The 19,851-nt window shown below is 46.5% G+C and carries 20 protein-coding genes; 3 read left to right on the top strand and 17 right to left on the bottom strand.

Annotated elements, in window-relative coordinates; all coding sequences use genetic code 11:
- The first annotated feature begins 339 nt into the window (after nucleotides 1-339).
- From L3V27_RS15090 to L3V27_RS15100, 3 genes are all read left to right on the top strand, one after another.
- Nucleotides 340-1,296 (top strand): integron integrase, encoded by a 957-nt coding sequence (locus tag L3V27_RS15090; protein ID WP_237312199.1) that lies wholly within the window; start codon nucleotides 340-342, stop codon nucleotides 1,294-1,296.
- Nucleotides 1,297-1,751: 455 nt separating this feature from the next.
- The gene (locus tag L3V27_RS15095; protein WP_005376978.1) at nucleotides 1,752-2,213 is read left to right on the top strand and encodes a hypothetical protein; all 462 of its coding nucleotides are present in this window, start codon (nucleotides 1,752-1,754) and stop codon (nucleotides 2,211-2,213) included.
- A gap of 191 nt (nucleotides 2,214-2,404) precedes the next feature.
- Nucleotides 2,405-3,679: a hypothetical protein gene (locus tag L3V27_RS15100; RefSeq protein WP_237312201.1), complete on the top strand. Its 1,275-nt coding sequence runs from the start codon at nucleotides 2,405-2,407 to the stop codon at nucleotides 3,677-3,679.
- 229 nt (nucleotides 3,680-3,908) lie between these two features.
- Here L3V27_RS15100 and L3V27_RS15105 read toward each other — a convergent pair whose 3' ends face one another.
- The 17 genes from L3V27_RS15105 to L3V27_RS15185 all read right to left on the bottom strand — a co-directional run bounded on the left by L3V27_RS15105 (nucleotide 3,909) and on the right by L3V27_RS15185 (nucleotide 19,839).
- Nucleotides 3,909-4,484, bottom strand: coding sequence for a hypothetical protein (locus L3V27_RS15105; RefSeq protein WP_140340487.1), 576 nt, complete (start codon nucleotides 4,482-4,484; stop codon nucleotides 3,909-3,911).
- A complete protein-coding gene (locus tag L3V27_RS15110; RefSeq protein WP_140340489.1) occupies nucleotides 4,484-5,200 on the bottom strand; it encodes an AHH domain-containing protein in 717 nt (238 codons plus the stop codon). Before L3V27_RS15110 ends, L3V27_RS15105 begins: the two co-directional genes overlap by 1 nt.
- A 314-nt stretch (nucleotides 5,201-5,514) precedes the next feature.
- Nucleotides 5,515-8,340 carry a host specificity factor TipJ family phage tail protein gene (locus tag L3V27_RS15115; protein ID WP_237312202.1) on the bottom strand — a complete coding sequence of 942 codons (2,826 nt, stop codon included), beginning with the start codon at nucleotides 8,338-8,340 and terminating at the stop codon, nucleotides 5,515-5,517.
- On the bottom strand, nucleotides 8,300-8,725 hold the full coding sequence (locus L3V27_RS15120; RefSeq protein ID WP_025766778.1) for a hypothetical protein: 426 nt from the start codon (nucleotides 8,723-8,725) through the stop codon (nucleotides 8,300-8,302). The genes L3V27_RS15115 and L3V27_RS15120 overlap by 41 nt, the downstream gene beginning before the upstream one ends.
- Nucleotides 8,725-9,261: a DUF1833 family protein gene (locus L3V27_RS15125; RefSeq protein WP_005376972.1), complete on the bottom strand. Its 537-nt coding sequence runs from the start codon at nucleotides 9,259-9,261 to the stop codon at nucleotides 8,725-8,727. Before L3V27_RS15125 ends, L3V27_RS15120 begins: the two co-directional genes overlap by 1 nt.
- 2 nt (nucleotides 9,262-9,263) lie before the next feature.
- Nucleotides 9,264-12,473, bottom strand: coding sequence for a hypothetical protein (locus L3V27_RS15130; RefSeq protein WP_031812300.1), 3,210 nt, complete (start codon nucleotides 12,471-12,473; stop codon nucleotides 9,264-9,266).
- A complete protein-coding gene (locus tag L3V27_RS15135) occupies nucleotides 12,470-12,940 on the bottom strand; it encodes a hypothetical protein (RefSeq protein WP_237312204.1) in 471 nt (156 codons plus the stop codon). Before L3V27_RS15135 ends, L3V27_RS15130 begins: the two co-directional genes overlap by 4 nt.
- Nucleotides 12,941-12,946: 6 nt before the next feature.
- Nucleotides 12,947-15,178, bottom strand: coding sequence for a hypothetical protein (locus L3V27_RS15140; RefSeq protein WP_237312206.1), 2,232 nt, complete (start codon nucleotides 15,176-15,178; stop codon nucleotides 12,947-12,949).
- Nucleotides 15,159-15,491, bottom strand: coding sequence for a phage tail assembly protein T (locus tag L3V27_RS15145; protein ID WP_025632816.1), 333 nt, complete (start codon nucleotides 15,489-15,491; stop codon nucleotides 15,159-15,161). The genes L3V27_RS15140 and L3V27_RS15145 overlap by 20 nt, the downstream gene beginning before the upstream one ends.
- Nucleotides 15,492-15,514: 23 nt before the next feature.
- Nucleotides 15,515-15,994, bottom strand: coding sequence for a phage minor tail protein G (locus L3V27_RS15150; protein ID WP_237312208.1), 480 nt, complete (start codon nucleotides 15,992-15,994; stop codon nucleotides 15,515-15,517).
- A gap of 2 nt (nucleotides 15,995-15,996) precedes the next feature.
- Complete coding sequence (locus tag L3V27_RS15155; protein WP_237312210.1) at nucleotides 15,997-16,494, bottom strand: phage tail tube protein; 498 nt, start codon at nucleotides 16,492-16,494, stop codon at nucleotides 15,997-15,999.
- 2 nt (nucleotides 16,495-16,496) lie between these two features.
- Entirely contained in the window at nucleotides 16,497-16,946 is a 450-nt protein-coding gene (gene gpU / locus L3V27_RS15160; RefSeq protein WP_047104193.1) for a phage tail terminator protein, read from the bottom strand.
- On the bottom strand, nucleotides 16,936-17,568 hold the full coding sequence (locus L3V27_RS15165; RefSeq protein WP_005376962.1) for a phage tail protein: 633 nt from the start codon (nucleotides 17,566-17,568) through the stop codon (nucleotides 16,936-16,938). The genes gpU and L3V27_RS15165 overlap by 11 nt, the downstream gene beginning before the upstream one ends.
- On the bottom strand, nucleotides 17,565-17,855 hold the full coding sequence (locus L3V27_RS15170) for a hypothetical protein (protein ID WP_005376961.1): 291 nt from the start codon (nucleotides 17,853-17,855) through the stop codon (nucleotides 17,565-17,567). The genes L3V27_RS15165 and L3V27_RS15170 overlap by 4 nt, the downstream gene beginning before the upstream one ends.
- Before the next feature lie 8 nt (nucleotides 17,856-17,863).
- Entirely contained in the window at nucleotides 17,864-18,355 is a 492-nt protein-coding gene (locus L3V27_RS15175; protein WP_025500505.1) for a hypothetical protein, read from the bottom strand.
- A gap of 64 nt (nucleotides 18,356-18,419) precedes the next feature.
- A complete protein-coding gene (locus tag L3V27_RS15180; RefSeq protein ID WP_005376959.1) occupies nucleotides 18,420-19,457 on the bottom strand; it encodes a major capsid protein in 1,038 nt (345 codons plus the stop codon).
- A gap of 40 nt (nucleotides 19,458-19,497) precedes the next feature.
- Nucleotides 19,498-19,839 carry a head decoration protein gene (locus tag L3V27_RS15185; protein WP_005376958.1) on the bottom strand — a complete coding sequence of 114 codons (342 nt, stop codon included), beginning with the start codon at nucleotides 19,837-19,839 and terminating at the stop codon, nucleotides 19,498-19,500.
- Nucleotides 19,840-19,851 lie beyond the last annotated feature (12 nt).

The raw sequence follows: 19,851 nt of genomic DNA on the forward strand, positions 1-19,851 counted from the left end.
TGGGCAAGCAAAGTAAATAGTAGAAACAGAGTAACTGCAACAGATATACCCTGTAAAAACAGCAAAAACTTTGTCCTTTTTAAATGATTTTCAAACAATTTTATATTTTCTCCTTGAGGGCTAACGCTTTCTATACGGCAATTTGCCTCCTTTCTGGCAAGCTACCGCCCTCTTTCTGATCAAAAGCGCTATAAATCGTAGCACCTATATGCATGAAACAAATAGAAAAACAGTATGAATATGTGTGGTCGCGCGCGCAATTAGACGGCGCAATGGACGCTAATTACAAAAGAGGTGATAGATTAAAGAAACTGTATAAATAAACAGGTCAACTTTATCATGAAAAGTCAGTTTTTACTTAGTGTAAAAGAGCACATGCTTACTCGTCATTATGCGAATAAAACCATCGAAAGTTATCTATTTTGGATAAAACGCTTTATCACTTTCCACCAGCTTGCCCACCCTTCAGCACTAGCAGAAGATGATGTCGTTCAGTTCCTGAGTTACTTAGCGGTAAAAGAAAAAGTTGCGGTAAAAACGCAAGCTTTGGCACTAAACTCAATATCATTTTTATATCGTGATTATTTCAAAACTCCACTATCACTTGATATGAGATTTCAGAAATCCCTGACCGAAAAGAAACTTCCCGTTGTATTAACTAGGGAGGAGATCCGACGATTCGTTCAACATATCGACCCGAGGTATAAACTCCATATTCAGTTGCTTTATGGCTCAGGGCTTCGAGTCATGGAGTGTTTGCGCTTAAGAGTTCAGGACATCGATTATGATTATGGCGCAGTTCGTGTTTGGCAAGGAAAAGGAGGTAAAAATCGTACCGTAACGTTAGCAAAAGAGCTACATGAGCCGCTTAAAGCTCAGGTTAATTTAGCAAGAGATTACTATTTTAAAGATAGACACATGCCTGGTTATGCGGGTGTATACATCTCTGAAGGTTTACGACGTAAATACCCAAAAGCGGAGCTAGATTTTAACTGGCACTTTTTATTCCCATCAACAAAGTTAAGTACAGATCGGGACACCGGAGAGCTCAGAAGGCATCATATCAATGAAAGTGCAATACAAAGAGCGGTAAAGCGCGCTGCAACGGATGCGTGTATCGAGAAAACAGTAACATGCCATACACTCAGGCACAGCTTTGCCACACATTTATTGGAGTCTGGTGCTGACATTAGAACAGTACAAGAGCAGCTTGGTCACACCGATGTAAAAACCACCCAGATTTATACTGCAATTCATCATATCAACCACAAAAATGATCCGTCATTAGTGGACTGAAAATAAATCAATAAAAATCAACAAATTAAGAAAATAAACTCTACATGAAGATTCTCCTAGTCACTTCATAGATGACCAAAAGAAATCCTAAACATTTAAAAATGTATGCTTAACTCGCCCCATTATTGCCCCAAACTTGCCCCATTTATCAACTAACTTGAATTAGTCTGAATGCAATCTGTCAGTTTCTTTATCTCGATGTGACTAGGTTTCACAGGTTGCCATAAATCGGTCCTGCCCCGTTATCACTTAAAGTAAAAGCTCATTCACATTCTGTACATGCAAGGTATCTTTAACCAAAGTTATTTAAATAGAAAAGTTTGATTGCCTTAGTCAATAACGCCGTCCAACACTAAGTTAATTCACATTACTAAACTTACAATCTGAAACACAATAAATGAGTTTAAATTTTCGTTTATGATAGCCTTTTCCATTTTTTAATTGTGGTTAATAATATGAAAAAACTGATGTACAGCTTACTAGTTATCTTGTCGACTTCTGCCCATAGTGCGTCCACCGAATGGATGAGGAAAGAAGACCCAACATCTTTAGGCCTTTATGTGTTTGCGTTAAATGAATGCCCTTTCAGCAGTAATGATGTTGAGAGACGTATTGAGGGTGAGTTTGTTAGAGCTGGCATTAAACCAACGAAAGACACTAGCTTATTTATTAATGTTGAATATGTATGTTTGCCGCAACAAAGTGTATCTGGGCACATAAGAGGAAACTCGGTTAGCATGGACGTTAGATTCGGGACTCAACATCCTAATAGCGCCTTTGTGCTCTACACCTCACCAATATATGGAACTTTAGTGCATGGCGGAACGGGAAGTGATTCCGCTCAATACTTTATTAATGAACTAACCCAAAGAGCGTCAAATGCCTTAACTGACTACCTTATGGCAAACCTAGAATAAGTTATGGTTTGGAGCTAAGTTTATTAATTTCACTAGCCACAGCTCTTAGATTTCCGTCTTTCGACTATCGTTATTGCACATAGATATAGCATTCCCAATTTTTATCTATGTACTTTGTCCATTTTTCGTCTAGACATTTTAACCATACACAAGCTTGAACTAGAGCTGTAATAAGACTAAAGAGAATTTCAATGTCAGTCCCCTTTGGCCTAAAAGATGGTCGCATCGTTCACGTCGATGAGGTTAGTAATGGGAAAAACTGTGGTGCCCAGTGCCCTTGCTGTGGGCGACCTCTTATTGCGAAAAATCAAGGTCTGTTGGTTTCGCACCATTTTTCTCATGAAGGTGGTTCCGAATGTAATGGCTACACTCCAATGACATATCTTCACCGATACGCCCAATCGGTTATCCAGAATGAAATGAAAGTAGTATTGCCTCCGATCCATTATGAGCTGACTTTACATAACGTCATAACTGAGACATACATTCTAACTAATACTCGAGGAGTTACGTTTGATAGGGTCCACAATGAAGAAGAGTTCAGGCATTACCGAGTTGACTGTTTAGGCTACAAAGGTGACCAGTCAATTGCTATAGAAATTAAGGTTACCCACGCGAATTCTTTAGAGAAAACATTAGCATTTCGTAAAGCTGGCCAGATTGCAATAGAAATAGACTTATCCTATCTCCACAATGACGATAGGTTATATGACGCAAAACAAATAAGGCAGGCTATTTATAACCCCGAATATATATCATGGTTAGTAGAACCTCCACTGGCACAACGGAGACAATGGGCTGATAAAGACTTTAAGCAAAAGGTGAGAGAGCACCAAGCAATTGTTGAGCAAGATAAGCTCAGACAACAGGAGTACGAAAAGGCCGAGCAACGTCAGATAGAGTCCTTTATCTACATAATGAGAGAAGATCTTGCGGGAGCTTTGCAGTGGCTTAATACTGTCGTTTCACCTAGTTGGATTGACCAATGGGAGCAAGCAAAGAAATACCCGGCGAACAACTCACTCACGAAGGATTATATTGATTATTTTGAAACCATACTTGATATTCCTATTGAGGGTGACTGGATATTCACAACACCACGAAAACACTGGCAAGCACTCGTTTTATATTACCTCGACCATAATGACAAATCCAAGCTGTCTAACGTCAAGAAGTTTGTTATCCGACATGCAAAAATTCACCCTATGATGAATAACCTCAATAATTCCCGATTCAACGGGAAAGATATCGCTAGAAGGGCCAAGTTAAATGTTGATTGGAATTCTTATTGGTTTCTTAGTGCTGAAGAAGAGTCTAAGTTAATTGACCCATACTTTGTAATCCGTTCCTACATACAAAAATTGATTGATTTAGATTTGGTAGCATTTATACCTTTTTTTAATGTTTATCGAGTCTATGAAGGAAGACTCTCTAAGGCCTTGGCATCAAAAGGCCAATGCAAATAAGTTGAACGCTTTTCCATACCCAAGGTAATTTATCAACTGCCAATTTAAAAAGTCCTAGGAAGTTTTTGTCCAATTGTGAGTTTTGACACCAGCAAACCGACTGTATGATCTAGTCGTGGCTAACCCGAAAATGTGTAAGATCGAGTATGAGTCAGCACTTATCAGCGTTAAAAATAAGCACAAGGCGATTTAATTCGCTGATAAGTTAAGTTAAATCTAAAATAGCTGATTAGTAGTCGAATATATCCAATAGATCTAAATCGAATTCAACACCACGTAAGTCATGTTCATTGCACAAGTTCTTTAGCTTGTCATCGCAATACAACAACTCACACCCTTCCATCAATGACTTGAAAACGTACTTATCGGCAACGCTAGACTCAACGAACTTGAGCGACTCCAAGCCAACCGGATGCTCATCAATGTATTCGTGTTTCGTATGTTCCTTGTCTTCTTCGCCAAAACTCATGACATTGAAAACCTGAAACTTCTCGCCATCAATCACGATAGGTAAAAACTCACCATCTGATTCAATGTATGGCTTTAACACTTCGACCGCTCGAGGCGTTAGCACCAAGCTCGCACCCCAAACGGAGATGTCCGGGATTTTTACAGACGTCTTGTAGTGAGCGGTAAATTCCACACTCTCTTCTACCCAAACATCAGCCAATCCTTGCGCTCTTACTGGCTCATTGAAAAGCCTGTCCAACAGGGCATCATCGCCCGCATCAATAGCCCTTTGAAACGGATCATGCTCAAGAACTTTAAAGTAACGATTGAGGTTTCTTACCTGATATATACTCATTAAGCTGGCTTCCAAGATGGATCTTTCTTCATAAGAATTTTGGGAGGATGAGAGCCATCCTTTAACTGAGATTTGATAGTCACAAGCCTCGCTCTAAATGCACTTTCATTGTTGCGAATAACCGCCAGCCTGCCAACCCACCTCTGATAGTTATCGCCATGTATGCGCGAGTGCGTCGGCGCTTTTGGCGTAGTGTAATGCCCTTTGTAGGCGGTAGAACGAGGGAGCCAAATTCCATTAATTGAATCATTGATGCCTATCCCGTACATGAACATTTGCAACCGAGCGTTAGTCATGGCCCTAACACGGCCATTCCCCATGATGATATGATGCGCTGCATGATTTGGTGACGGCTTTGGCTCTGCAATGGCATACAAGTTACTTGCCAAGCGTGTTGTAGGATGATGTTTTTCCTTTGCCAATTCTGTATGAGAGCTATCTTTATTGTCGTCTCGATACGCTTCCAAATCTGCAAGCAACTGCTCTTGCAACTGTGCATGCGCGTTAATCTTGGCACGTTCTCGATTCAAATGAGCAATTGTTTCCTCTGCTTCTTTAACCTCTTTAGGCGAGGTTTTATCTAGGTCCTTTATCTTGTGGTAATGCTTGTACGCCTTAACCTGAAATCTATATATCGCCATCTCTAAGCCTGACGGGTTCTTTGGCCTCAAAGGCAGCTTCAGAACGGGAGACTTTCCCAAAATTACCTTTTCCATTTTCTTTTCAAACCTTCAAAAAGAATAATGCTCCCCTTAATCAGCTAACTCGGTCAATGAGTTAAACCCGTTTTTGTGCTTAGGTTAAAACTGTCACAAATTGACGAACATATTAATTACATAAGGGACTTATGTACAATTCTGTAATTCACAGCTGTCTGCCATTTAATCTTCAACCAACTTCCGAAGAAGAAAATACTCTGTATTTACCTATGCGCTTAGGCTACTTTGAGCAACTCAAAAAGTATGATGTTGATTTCGGCTAGAGCTCATTAGTCAAAACTAGCAAAACTAATAGAAGAACTATTACGAATTTAGGGCGCTTCTTTAAGCCACTTTGGGTATCCCTGTTCGTCGGGTTCGTTGTCATCATCCTCATACACACGCACATCATAGTTCACCGCCTTAACGCTGCACTTCTCAGTGCCTTGTGGCGTCACATCATTAATGAGCGCTGGATAACACCACTTATCCGCTGGACCAAACAGCCACAATGGTGGTTCCATTTCGCCGTCTAGTGAGGGCGTAAAGCCCAAGTTACTGGTGATGATGACTTCGTTAGGATGACTCCCTTTGGTGCAAACATGCGGCCCTGATGCCCTACCATCGGGTTTTCGGACGGTGATGTGATGCACTCCGCTTTCCCATTCCAGTGGCAAGTCCAGCCATAGGTGCGTCTTGCCGTTCTGAATGCTAAACCCTTCTAACCTGCCGCTTTGCGCGTAACCTGGCACATCGTCACCCAAAGCAACGTAATCGAGGTAGTTAGAGTTAAAGGCATCCATCTCGGTTTGGAATGAATACTGAAAGCGTCGGTAGCGCTTCTTACGTCGCACTCGCATACCAAATTGCCACGCTTTAGTTGGGTCGGTCACTCCAAACGCTCTGACTTTCTCCGGTTTGATGCCGAGGTCACCAGGCAGCAAGCACATTATGGTTTCCGGTTTCCATGTCAGAGTGGAGAAGTATTCCACCTCCACACCGTCGGGCTCTTCTTCGCGAATAAAGCTGCCTGAGCGCTCCAAGCCTTTACCAAGCATGTTGTCCGGTTGGTACTGAAAATCAAAAGTGGTTCTTGGCTCATCCCGTACCGGAATGATTTGACCGTACTTGAGCGTTGGCTCGGAATAACCGACGAGCAAGACTTTCTTCAATACCTCAAACAAGGTGCTGCTGTCGGTGAATACTGCGTCGAACGTATCCCCTCTGGCTTTCCAAACCTCATGCAAACGCAGCAACTCATAATGACCGATGTGAACATCACTCAATCCACTATCAAGAATGATGTAGCGGATAGCCGGTGCTATGTCTCGGGTCGGGTAAAGCTCTTGCGTCCAACCTCCTAGCCCATCTGGAATTTGCAGTTTACGGGTTGGCACCACGCCCAGCTTATTCTCCGCGCTACGCGAGAGCGAGTTACTGCCACGGATTTTGAACGCGATGGTGGTGAAGTCGTCATACTTGGTGTTGCTATCAAGTCGCGCTTTCAAGCGGCGGTACTCGATGCGATCCAAATACTTGAGGTCTTTATTGTCGTTGGTGATGCGATACACGCGCACTTCAGGACGAACTTTACGACCTAAGTCTATTTCGATAGTTTCCGCAAGCTGATCGCGAGTACCATCTCTGCGCTCGTACTTGACTTGGTTCCACTCGGTTTCTCCCTCTCCGCGCCATTCAATCATGGCCTCGACAGTGAGCGCGTTGGTGTCACCGTTCTTGTTCACGTATCCAAGGCCGTCAGGGTGTTTGAAGTCGATGTAAATCTTATCGGCCACCTCTGAGGCTGGGCAGGCAAAGTGTGGGCCTGCAGGCTTACCAGGCAGTGCCACTTCGGTTTCAAGCGTCCACCCTTTGTTCTCGCCTTGATGCGTGAAGACATCCCACCACACCTGCGCTTTCGTCCCTTCGGGATACAGCCTATCGACTCGGCCTTTCGGGTTGTTCGCTTCACGGATGATATAGCGGCCATCGTCCGTGCCGTGAAACTTGATGGGATGATGGCGCGTTTCTGACGGTACGGTGTCGACCGTTATCCAGTAGCCCTCACCATTTAAGATGCGCAGCGCATAGAACGTCTCGCCATTGACCTCGAACGTCTGCTTAATGTCCACCATGCCCACGGAATATTCCACCACGGGGTCGGCTTCATGTGGGACGTAATAGTTGGTCGGGTATTCAACATAATCGCCTTGTTTGCAGTTATGCAAATCAGGGTCACGCGACCAAAAGTTAAGAATGTCTGCCCCATTTTCGTCTCGCCAGCCACCATCACCACTTGCTTCGGTGATCTCACGAATACCAGGCGAACCGGATATTTTGATGATGTGGCCAGCTTCCCATTCAACAGGCCAGTATTCTGTGGCGAGCCCATCCACATCGCTCACCACACCGAGCGTATCGTCCACCACATTGACTTGGCTCGGAGTGATGGAGTTAATCGGCCCTTCTAGCTCGATCCCTGCCGTTGAAGACGTCGAACCGACCTCGCGTGAGGTGTAAATGTTTTCGTGCGCAGGGTGGCTGGTCACGTCCTCCCCTGGCGCAAATACTTGATAACTGATATCCCCTGCGTATTTAGACACAGGCGTGTCACTGATGGTGATGTCGTCGCCCGTAAGCTCAAACTCGCCATTGCCAATGGCGGTCATCATGAGCAGGTACTCTTCATCTTCTGAGAAATACCAATGCGGCTCACTGATGATGTCAGGGAAGGTTTTGTGGCGTCCAAACAGCTCAGGGATGATCCCCATCAATCGCACTCGGTTGCCTTGTGCGTTGGCCTCATAAATCGGACTGCCTTCTGGCATGGTTTTCTGGAAGTTGTCAGGGATTTGGTTCATGGCGTAGATGGCCGCGCCAGCCGCCACCACCGCGATCACCGCATAAGCGATACTTGCAGGGTCTTTCGGCTCAGCAACCAACTCCACTAAGTCACCGTCCTGCCAAACATAATCAAACCAATCTGAGGAAGTGAGCTGTTTTTTATTCACAAAATAAGAAAACGGCGGCGTTTCTGATACGTAGTAACCTTTGATGTTCGCAGCCATCCAATCATTGAGCGTTTGCCCAGGTTTGATTGGGGTAAACTCGCACTTACTACGATTGAGCTTGTTGGGATAAACCGCTAGTACAGTCATGTTCGATGTAGTACCTCGTAATTAGTGACATACGCTCAAAATCAGACAGGCTACAGAGCCAAGGTCGGCCCATTTTTCGCCCTGTTTGAGCCACTTTCAGCCCGTTTTCATTCACCACGACACCCACATGCACCAAAGTATCTTCAATCAGGTGGCATGCGATTGCGCCGTCTATCGGGGCAGTTTCAACATACCCACCCACCAATTGGTGATAGGCGTCGGTCATGCCTGCTTTGTCGTCTGGGTCCACGGTCCCAAAACTGTCCAATAGGGGTAAGCCGTGATGATGGTGGCGAACCAAACGAACAAATCCCCAACAATCCAGACCATGCTCGTCACGACCATGGTCAAGATAGGGCACCGCCATTAACTCATTTAAAGTCATTAGTTCCCCTGGTACTTGAGTCCTTTGGTGATCGTTGGCGTGTAGCGGCGCTTTGGCCATGCTCGGTTCACCAAGTCATGAAACGACGCGACAACGCCGACGGTTTGAATGTTGTCTTTTTCACTGACCGCCGTCAGCGTGAGGGGTGGCTCGGCAGGTGCTGAGACATGGGGATACAAGTAAAAGCGATACGTGATGGTCACTTTGCTGCCATCTTCCATGGCTTTATCAATAAAGCGACGGGCCTCGCCCGTCACGTTATCAATCTGGAATTGCAGGTTCTGTTTCCCTTTGACGCTTTTACCCGGTAATGACACACCGAACGCCGACGCTCGAAAGAAGGTCTCTACCCCTGTTTCTAGCCCAAGATAAATGCCTTCCACACCGTCGACTTCAAGATGATAGAAACCGTCAGCCAGACGAATGACCGATTCCGGCTCGCCTTTCTGATACGCATCTTCATTTTTGATTTCTATGGTGTGGATGGGGATTTTATCGACAGGAGCAGAGGCGTAATAAACCTCTATAGCTTTCATGATTATAAATCCGCATTAACCTTATAACGATAACGAGTAAAGGTACTCGCGCCAGTTCGAATCTGTGTGTATCCCTGCTTAAAGTACATCTTGTTGTAGCCTGTTCCTTTTTGGAAAAACATGATGTTGTTTGCTGGGTTAAACTCGGTATTCGCTGCGTCTTGATGCTCATACCCTTCCAAGAACTCTGCCGAGTAACTCACGCCGCCACCAAACGCAATGGCTTTGGTTGGAGATGGGTAATAGACAATTGGACGCTCTGATGGTCTGAGATCTTCCTTTTCATAGTAAGGCGCAACCGAACCATACTGAGCCGTGGTGGCCATGCTGTTTTCGTCTTGATTTCGGGCAATGCAGAGGAAGCAGTTGTAAAACGAATGAATCTCGGCATCTCGTTGAAACTCCAACTTTTGCGAAATATCTACGCCATCAGTTGAGAACTCCCACGTTTTCCACGCCTTAAACCACTCGACTTGCGCTTGGGTGCCTTCTTCATACAATTGCGAATGCTGTTGCACTTTGAACACCTTGCCGTGGTAACGCGCTGGCGTAGCAGGGTCAATTTCAATGCCATCCACCTGCATGTTCACCCACAAGCTAATTTCATCACCGTGGGCCATGCCACCAACAAAATCACTTTTACCTTGTTCCATAATGGCGGTTTCATTCTCCCCACCTGTGATCACCTCTTTCACCACGCTAGTGAGATCAGGGCTAATCACATAAGCGCGTTGTATGTGCCATACATCCGAGTTTTGCAAAGGGTCTAAGTTCGTTAGGCGCTCAAACACCCAGCGAATGTAATTCCCTTTCGTACTGGCTTCGTCTCGAATATTGACATAGACACGCTGCCTATCACTGGTTGGCTCTAATACATCAACCACTATCTGAGTAAACGAGTTGGCTTCGGTGCCATCTTCGCTTGGGTATTCCAGTGTTCCTTTCGTTGGTGGAAAAGCAACTCGGGTAAATCGCCCATAGGAGCAATAACCTAAAACTATGGCGTTTGCATCACCCTGCCATCCATCGGACTCGTAATAGCGACCAATACGGATTTTTTCAGTTGGCACACCAAGCGCATCATCCGTCGACAAAATATCCGACTTATTAATCCATGCCACATAATAGTTGTCAGATGGAAACTGAATGGAGCCCGCTTTGATTCTGACTCGACCGCGACGATAACCCGTTTCATCCATCCAGGGCGTTAAGAAGATAACTTCATCTGACCAAGTTAAGGTTCTGGTGACTGAGTCATACGAGGGGATCGAACCATCTTGCACAAATGCCACTCGGTCCATTTGCGCGTAATACGGATGAGTGTTCAGTTCGAAGAATCGATCAATCTTGCTTTTTAGCTGACCAAAAAATAAATCCCTTGAATTGACTCGTTTATAACCGAGCAATAGGAACCCAGAATCGTCACGACCATAACTCTCTCCAGAGTCAAAGTTACTCACTTTGAATGCCGTTACCCGACCGGAAGCGTTTAGTCGATTAAAATCACAGTAGATGCCCTGCAAGTTTTTAAGCTCGATGTAACCGTGTGATGCGATTTCTGCTTTGATTTCCTCTGACCATTCAACAACGGTCGCACCATAGCTGCCCGTGTAAACCTGCCAAGCGCTACCAGCAGCTGCTTTGAAGTAAATGGACTCGACTTCCGAATTGTCTCGGCTTGGTGCCTTTTTGGCATCATCAACAAAAATATTATGCGACAGGTCAATCTTCTTGCTGATGTTTTCAGACGTCCCCGTGCTGTTTACCCCATGCCAACCTGATGAACGAGTCCAACCAATGATGCGGCGATAAGGCATGTCATCAACGTTCTCAGCAAAACTGTAATAGCTACCTTGCTGAGGGATTAAATGCCCCGTTGCATCCAATTGACGAGAATCAAAATAGACCACTTCATTCTCATGAGCGACCACTTTGAACGTTTGGTTAGTTCGCAGTACCTTTTGACCTTTTTTAGGTTGTAACGGGTCAACCGGAAATGAGACATAGCAGTAAATCGGGACCGTGAACTCAACATCATGACCACTGAGTTTCTTGGTGGTTATGGGCACAGTCAGTGGCATCTGAGAGATAAATTGCTGGGCCTTGAGCGGTGAGATCAGTTGCTTTCCTGACCAAAGTGCAAAGGCTTGCTGAGCCAATTTTCCATAAAAGGATGGAATCCCATTCACGGTCTTGGCTGCAATCAACAACACCTTAGTGCCACGGATAAAGGCTCGACGACCATTGGCTGCGCTTTGAATAACATTCGGTGTTAACTCTACGCTGAGAGCTTGGCCATCTATGGCTTTGTTAAAGTCTAAGAACAAGCCATAACCTTGCGGTAATGTGTATTTACCATTGGTCGTAAATGGCTGAATGTCTGATAAATACCCCACAGAGCCTTTAAAAGCCTCATAAGCGGCATCGGTTAGACCATCACCAAAGGTGAACTCCACCGTCCCACCAATAAACTCGACATCTTTAATTAAAATGCCAGCCTCGAAGGTGCTTTTCATCGCCTCTTCAATATTCGACACCGCTAATGGTGAAGACCAGACACCACTATAGGAGTTACTGGCAACGACTTTACGCTTATGACTCGGTTTTAAGTTATACCAATTGGCGTGATCCACGATTTGCAGAATTAGCTCACCCGTAACGGCATCACGAATGTCGTCATCCACGTACGCAAGCTGTGTCCGCTCAAGCTGGAACTCCATTGGAAATGGAAGGCGGTGAAGTGCGGTACCTTTAACACGGAAATACACTGGTTCATCAATGTAGAACTTGACCCCTTCAGCGCCAACATATTCCCAACGAGATATTTCACCGTCTAAAAAACCTTCTGCTGAAGCCAGTGCATCAGCCGCAGCCATCAATCCATCATAAGGAGACTTCGTCCACTGTGTTCCTGCCCAGCCATATAAACCATTATTGTCATCGGTTGGGTCATTCCAAACTTCAGCCATTGGTTTATCGGCAGGCGGCTCACCGGAGGCATCAAGCAAGGCTTTTGTTTCATACGCTTGACGCCCTTGAACCATAGCGGCAATAGGCAACCACTTATCAGCGATATCTTTGCTGATTGATGGTTTTTCCACACCATCAATGATGACAGTGGTGGCGTCACCACCTTTTAAAATTTGATTGAGCCAGTCCACATTTTGTGACTGTCTTTCGATCAATTCAAAGAAGTTATTACTATTGGTCATTGCTTCCAGCTCTCTGTGTAGTAACGGCTCATGTCTGCGCCTGCCACAAACTCTTCGAGCGTGTGTGGAGCTAACACTTGGCCAACGGTGATTTCTTCGCTTTGGATTGGGTATTGGCGAATTTCACATTTCACGGTGTAGTAAAACTTGCCACCTTTTTGCTTGGCGTCTTTGAGTGGGTGGTCTTTCATTTTGATTTGTAGGGGAACCACGCCCAGCTCGGTGCGCTGGTTTAGGGTAAACCAACGAATGCCACCACTGAGTGCATGGTCTACCCAACCAAGAAACGCAGCTGCTTTGTCCTTTGGCATCCGAAACACGAGGGTTTGGAACGTCGGCACGATGACATGCCGACGACGGTCCCGAGTACGCCCTGTCGACATTTCCGTGGAAATACGATTGGACATCTGTTCGATTTTGTCGGGAAACTGAGGATGTGGCAGGTAGCTTGGGTACATCATTATCATGAGTGCTTATACTCCCACTGGCTTGAGGTCAAAGCGCTGCGCGATCCCTTGAGACATTGGCCCGTCAGAGTCGAGGTCTTCCAAAAAGACATCGGTGATGTTTTCACCATTGTCACCTTGGCGCTCTCTCACTTTCGCACCCTCTGGTGCGCCGTAAATGTTCACCACGTTACGACCTCCAACGGCCAACCCTGCCTTGGCCGAAGCAAGGCTTGGATCATTCATCGCGAACTTCTGACGCTGCATGGCCATGATGGCGCTATACATTTGGTCGATTCGGTTTGCGGACTCATTGGTGTAAACGCGCTCACCTGCTTTCAGCGTCCAGTCGGATTCCATTCGGCCACCCAACATCGGCACTTCGGATATCCCGTTGTGCGCCATGTTCGATACTGAATCGACTTTGCTGGCCATAGAGATACCAAAGCCCATAGCCGTACCTGCCGCAGCCGCAGCAAGACCAGGACCGACATAAGGAATACCAACCAGAGATTTGTATGCCGCTGACGCTGATTCGTAAGCGTTAAGCATGATTTGGACACGCGCTGCGGTTTTACCAATACGAGCGGCGTTTTTGTTTTCACTGTTTTGTAGCTGAGAGATTTGACCGAGGAAGTTGCTCATGCCTCGAACGCGCTCTTGCATCAAGCGCTCTTCACGATACGCCCGTTTTTCAGCTTCGACTTTGGCCTTTTCGGTTTTGGCGTTTTCACTGCGAGCGAATGCATCGACAGAACGTTGCAGCGCCGCTTCTTGCTCTGCTTCAAACTCGGCTTGTGAGGTTCTAAAGAACTCTTTCTCTCGATCGCTGTACTCGGTTTTTAACGCTTCCAAAGTATCAAAGCCACGACGCTTTAACTCTTGCTCGGACACCTGCATTTCTTCGATGTCACGCAAGCGTTGTTCATGCGCTAAGATGAGCTTTTCACGCTCACTCGCGTACTGCATATCGAGCGATGCTAGGCGCGATGCGCCAGAGGCTTGCGCTTTACCAACGCTAGGATCGTCTTTTAAAGTCCGAATGGGCGGTTGTGGCTTGGTGGTGTCATCACCCGTACCATCACGGTTAAAACCAAGCTCTTGGTCTTCATATTGGCGCTGATACTTATCAACGGTATTGATGAGCGCTTCATACTCTGCAGCGAGCTTGGCAACTTTGGACTCTTGAGCGCTAACTCTTTCACTAAAGCGCGAGTTAGCCATACGTGCTTGAACTTCAACATTGCCTTCAGCGCTTCTTTCTGTTGCCTGCAAGCCCTCTAGAGCTTTCTGCGCTCTCTCAAGCTCTATCTTGACGGTTTTCGCTTCATCGCGAGCATCACCAAGTTTCTTCAGTAAACCATTTTTAGTTTTAGGGCTATCGCTCATGCTGTCGAACAGAGCACCCCAATAATCAACTGAGACGACGAGCTGATCGGTAAACCAGTCTATCTGTTCACTAGCGCCCAATACACCATTAGCAAAAGAACGTTGAAGTTTAAGACCAACATCTGTGAGCTTTTGGTCCATCTCTTTGAACTTCTCAATGTCATATTCCGACATCGAGACGTTCAAGTCGTCGTATTTTTTGGTCAGCTCAAAGAGCTTTTGGCCTTGATTTTCAAGCAATGGCATCAAGGCCGAGGCATCGTTCGCAATACTCTCCAGATAAAATATCTGGCTTTTCATTGGAACGTTGGCTTGGTCCATCGCCGTTTTGATGGCAATCAAGGCATCGGGACCCGACAGCTCTTGCAGCTTCTCAATGGTCAGGCCGACTGTTGGCGCGATGTTCTCCATGAAGTCGGCAAATTCACCACCTTCATTTTCGGTAAAGTCGCCCAGCTTGTCGTTGACGTCTTTCAGTATCTCGGCCATGTTTTCGCCGCTGATATTGAACTGCTCAGAGGCGTATCCCAAGGCTTGAATTTGCTCAACTGATACCTGAGCAACGGTGGCCATCTTTTCGATTTCACGCGCTTGTTGCGCCTGCTGCGTAATAAGGTAAGCCGTGGCACCTGTGACGGCACCAATACCTGCCGAGACATAACCTGCAGCATCTAACACGCCGCGACCTGCGTTTTTGGCGCGGTCTGCGGTTTGCTCTAAAGAGCGGCTTAATGATAGGTTTGAGTCGTTCGCCGCTTTGGCTTCTTTGGTGTAGCCGCGCAGCATCTTTTTGGCGTAATCCACATCTTTCTGAAACTTGGCGGTTTCAGTATTGAAGCGGATATTAAAATCAGCTATCTGGGCACTCAAGGCGAACTCCTCCTGCCGACGCGCTCAACGCCATCAGCTCTTCGTCGGTGTATTCTTTCGATTCTTCTTCGGGATGTTCTAAGGTTGGCAGGAAGTCTTGGTAGCTTCTGAGGACGCTTTCGTCCTTGCAGCCTGCGGCCATAGCCGTGACATTCCAGTTTGAAGAACAGGTTACGGCAAAGCGCAGATTGTCCATCTGGTGCTTGAAGCCGTGTTTTGAAAAGTATTCACGCCACTCCACAACAGCTTCGCCGCTAATGGAAGCCAACAAGGTGCGCCAACAGACTTGCCCGAACTCTCGGGCAAGGTCCATGGCAAACTCAATTTCATCCCGAATTAGACTTTTGGGTCGGTCGGTTCCTGAGTGGTGTTTTCTTCCGTTGTAGCGGTTTCAGTGGTAGTAGTGGTATCCGAGGTGCCTTCAGTAGCATCCGGCTCCTTTGGCGTAGATAACCCTGAGAAGTCGGCTATTTCAAAATAAAGCGTTTCAACTTGTGGCGGTGTCATCATCGACATGATCTGCTGATGACGCTCATCTAGGTCATCAACATCACCACGATAGGCATACGCGACCAAACGAGCCTGAGCCATGAAGTTGATGCGGAACCAAGCGTTTGAGTACTTTTTCAAATCAAGAAGGTAACGCTCTTTTTCTTCCTGGCTAGCATCTTCAGCAGGTTCTATTGGTCGGTCTGGATCGGGAATTTCTGCACAATAGTCCATGTAATTCAGTCTATCTAAACCAGATAGTTGAGTAATGGTGACGCTTTGACCTTCAATATCGACAATTTTTGTTTTTAAAAAGTCTGGTGTCATGATTATACTCCTGCGCCAGCGGCTTGTTCAGCAATAAGCATTTCCGCGAGTTTTGGCTTGCCAACGTTTTTGAATTTAACTGAGCGAGTGATTTTCTCTTTAATCGTCACCGCTTTACCCAATGAGTTGATGTAGCCAGAATACACATCCACCGTGCCATTCGGGTATTTGGCGCGATACTCGGTCACCACTCCTTTGTCGACATCATCAATGAGCTGCTGTTGGCCAGGTTCTCCTGGTTTCCAAGAGATAGTTAAATTGGTTTCGCCTGCTGACTTTTGACCTGGCGTGGTCTTTGCCCAGTCCGCATTAGGATCGTCTAGGTAGTTATCTTCTTCATCTTCCACGGTGATTTCACCTGGTTGAAGCTCTTTGATACCGCCTATCTTGTCCCACTTGGCGTCATCAAGATAATCTGCCGTCGTTAGCAGTTCTTGGTCGTCTTTTTTGCGCCAGAACGTAGTGCCAGCGCCTTTAATTGCTTGAGTTGGGTCCGACATGATTAAACCTCTTCGGTGTATTCAATAGTAAATGCCAAGTCCAGCGTTCCCCATGGCTGTTCTTCGTCTTGTGCGTATCCAAACGATTGACGATTACAGAGGTCGAGAAGACCGTTGGCGGTGTAGTGTTTGGTGATGATCTTGCGAACTTCTTCACCTAATGCGTCGAGCTCTTGCTCCGTGTTGTTGTCTGCAACCAGATAGATTCTGATAGTCAGCTCAGAGCGCCATGTGATTTCTTCAAAATCTTCTTCAACGCACTGGCCCTCAGAGACGGAGACTGAAATGGCAGGGATGTCCGTATCATTCTCTTCAGCTTCAAATTCGGGAACCGCGATGTATCTGGGGTTGCCATTAAAAAACGTTGCGATGATTGACTCGCCAGTCTCATCGACTAACCCTGCTTTCAAATCAGCAACGACTTGTTTGCGTATGGCGTTGTTAATTTCCACGACCAACCTCTCTGCGAATAACCAAGCGGATTTGTTGCTTCATCGCGCTGGACAGCTCTTTTTTCATGTCCGTTCTAAGCAACTCATCGCTGTGCTTTTTAAATGCTTTGGTGATTTCATTCACGATTGGCACCTTGCACACTTTGATGGGATGCCTTGCATCCGAGACACGTTGCATGATGTGCCAACGACCGTTCTTCAGCTTTTGTAAGAAGGCGTTCTCGAATCGGTGCCGACCGACAACAATGGCGGTGTTACCGGATAACTCTCGCTTTTGGTAACGACCATTTCGACCTCGGTTAACTCGGCTGATTTGGTATTGCCCTCGCTTGCGCCGAATTTGGGTTCTAGCCGTATCGATAGAGATGGCAGGAACATCGAACCTGCGCACTCTGACAAAAGCCACTGGCATTTTCCCTGTGGCCTTTTTTGTTATCGACGCGCGAGGGCGAATAACTTTTTGCTTGATACGAACGGCTTTTGCGGTGTCTTTCACTGACCGAGAAACAGCTCGAGCAGCCACACGGTTAATCGCCATTGCACTGGCTTTCGGTACCGCGTTACTTTGTAATGAAGAAAGGTTTTTAACGGCTAGCGCCAATTCCCGATCAATGCTATTCATAAGATCACCACAATATTTCCGTCTTCTGGATAAGGGCCGCTGGTGACAGTGAGCTTTCTGCCCGAGGAAACGAACTCGATAGGTGTTCCCTTCTTCGGTCTGACATTGTCTGCTTTCTTAAATGTCAGCTTGCGAGCGATGCCTGCCATAGCGTCAAACTGGTTTAGAGATTCGTCATAAATGGCTTTGATAGGTTCTCCACCATTGACTTTTACCCAGACACCAAACGCTTCAGAAACCGTGTTATCCACCTCTTCCATTAACTGGTCGAATTCGTTATCAAACATAAGCGGCCTTACATCGTCGCGACGAAATACGCCAAGCCTGCGTCCACCGCTTCCATCGCGGTTTCTTCATCTAAAAACGGCTTATCGCCACGTTTGAGCAGCACCGTCTTTTGGCCTTGCAAACACTGGAACGGCTTATCCACGAGAACTTGCACATTGCCTTTTTCATCGGCGTTGACTTCTGGCGGCTCACCATCGTCTAGAACCGTGGCATCATCGGGTAATTCGACCGCAGCACCGATAAGCACTTCCGATTTTTCGCTGGTTTGACTCTCGGTTTGCTCGCTTTGATCACCGGCAGTATGGTTAGCGTCATTTCCTTGCGTTTGCGACTGTGCTTCATCATCGGATTCGTCCATGTCTGGTAACTTGGCTTCCAAATCGTCGATGACTTTATTTAGCTGAGGTTCGGTCGTTTTGTCTGAATATTGCGGTTCAGTAATACCGAGCTCTTTGCAAAGCTCATCAACACGTTTTTTCAGGTTTTCTTTTCGGCTCATGATTGGCTCCAAAGTAAAAATGGGTCCGTGGACCCATTTTGCTTTTCGTTAGTGGTGGTCAGGATTAACCGACTTTGACGACAACAACTTTGTTAACGTCAATGAGGTACATCGCAGGGGCGGCTTCCGTTTTGGTGTAGCGAACTTCTGGATCGCCATTTTCCGTCCAATCTTTCACGTAGCGTTCGGCTTCATCAAAGCCTTCACGCTGAGCGGATAAGTCTTGGATTTGACCGTACAGACGCGCACCGCGCAGTTCGGTATGCGCCAGAATCAACGTGAAGTCGCGTTGAACTTTCTTCGTTGTGCCGTCACGGTCGATGTACTCTTCATCCACCACGATGATGGTGACATCGCCCAGATTGCCTTTAACGCTAACCGTTGCACCTAAGTCTTTTAGCGCGGTTTCAAGCTGAGAGTTAGAGCCACGGCGAGTTTCCAGCGCGTCATTGAACTTCTTGAACTTACGCATCAGTGCCCACGTTTTAGGGTCGGTAATGATGACGTTCGTCAGGCCTTCAGAAATCGCCGCCCAAGTTTCAATGTCACCAACGATGTCGTATTTCTCAACGTCTTGATTCGCCCACTGAGCCGCCGAAAGAAGCGTGATCATGTTGTCCGCATTTCGGCCTGCATCAATTTCGTAAGGCTTATCAATGTAAGGGCTGTCGATCACGGTTTTACCGTCGTAGACCATCTCGGCACACATCAGCTCTTCACGGTCACGAACCGCTTGCTCTTCGATATCGAGGTTTTGCATCACAATCGCGTTTTGACGATCACCTGCCGACATAGAGCCTGTGATTGGCTCGCCTGGTCGGCGCTTAACGCTTTGGTTTGCCGTTACTGCGTGTTTTGACTTCACGTATGCAGGCTTAAAGCTTGAGGTTTTAAAGCCTTGATTGCGGTCTATTGCGGCACCAATCATCGGTGAGCAAAATGCTGCAATCTTAGTTTTATTTGGGATCATGTCGAGGTCGACTTTTTCCGTATCGAAGGTATACATCTCACGGAAGAAGAAGCGCATGAAGAAGTTGTCGCGACGAATCCCTGCTTCTTGAATGGCTCCAAGCAGTTCGCGAGTGGTGTAATTATCAGGCATAAGAAGCTCTTTTTTTTCTGAATTCAAAGAAAACGACGAATTAGTATTCGTCGTCTACGAAAACTGGACTGCCAAGGAAAGCAGCGCGTTTTTGCTTGTTGGTTGTGACCGTATCTGGCCAGTTCACAAAACCGATACGAAAGCCACCCTGTAGGTAAACTGTCGATTCTTGGTCGCTGCCTGTATTCGTCACATCACGAGCCGAGATAGCGATGGCTTTGCCTGGTGTACCGTCCCATTCCACCAAAGTGGCGGCGTCAGTCGCGTCGACCATTAATGGGGTTCGAGCAGGAAAAGATACGCCCGTTTTGATGGTTGCTCGCGCCGTGACTGGTGCGCTAATAAACAGCTCATCTGGTGTGTATTCTGTTTGTTCTAACATGCGAGTTTCCTT

This window comes from Vibrio sp. J2-3(2022) (assembly GCF_021725735.1).
Lineage (GTDB): Bacteria > Pseudomonadota > Gammaproteobacteria > Enterobacterales > Vibrionaceae > Vibrio > Vibrio diabolicus.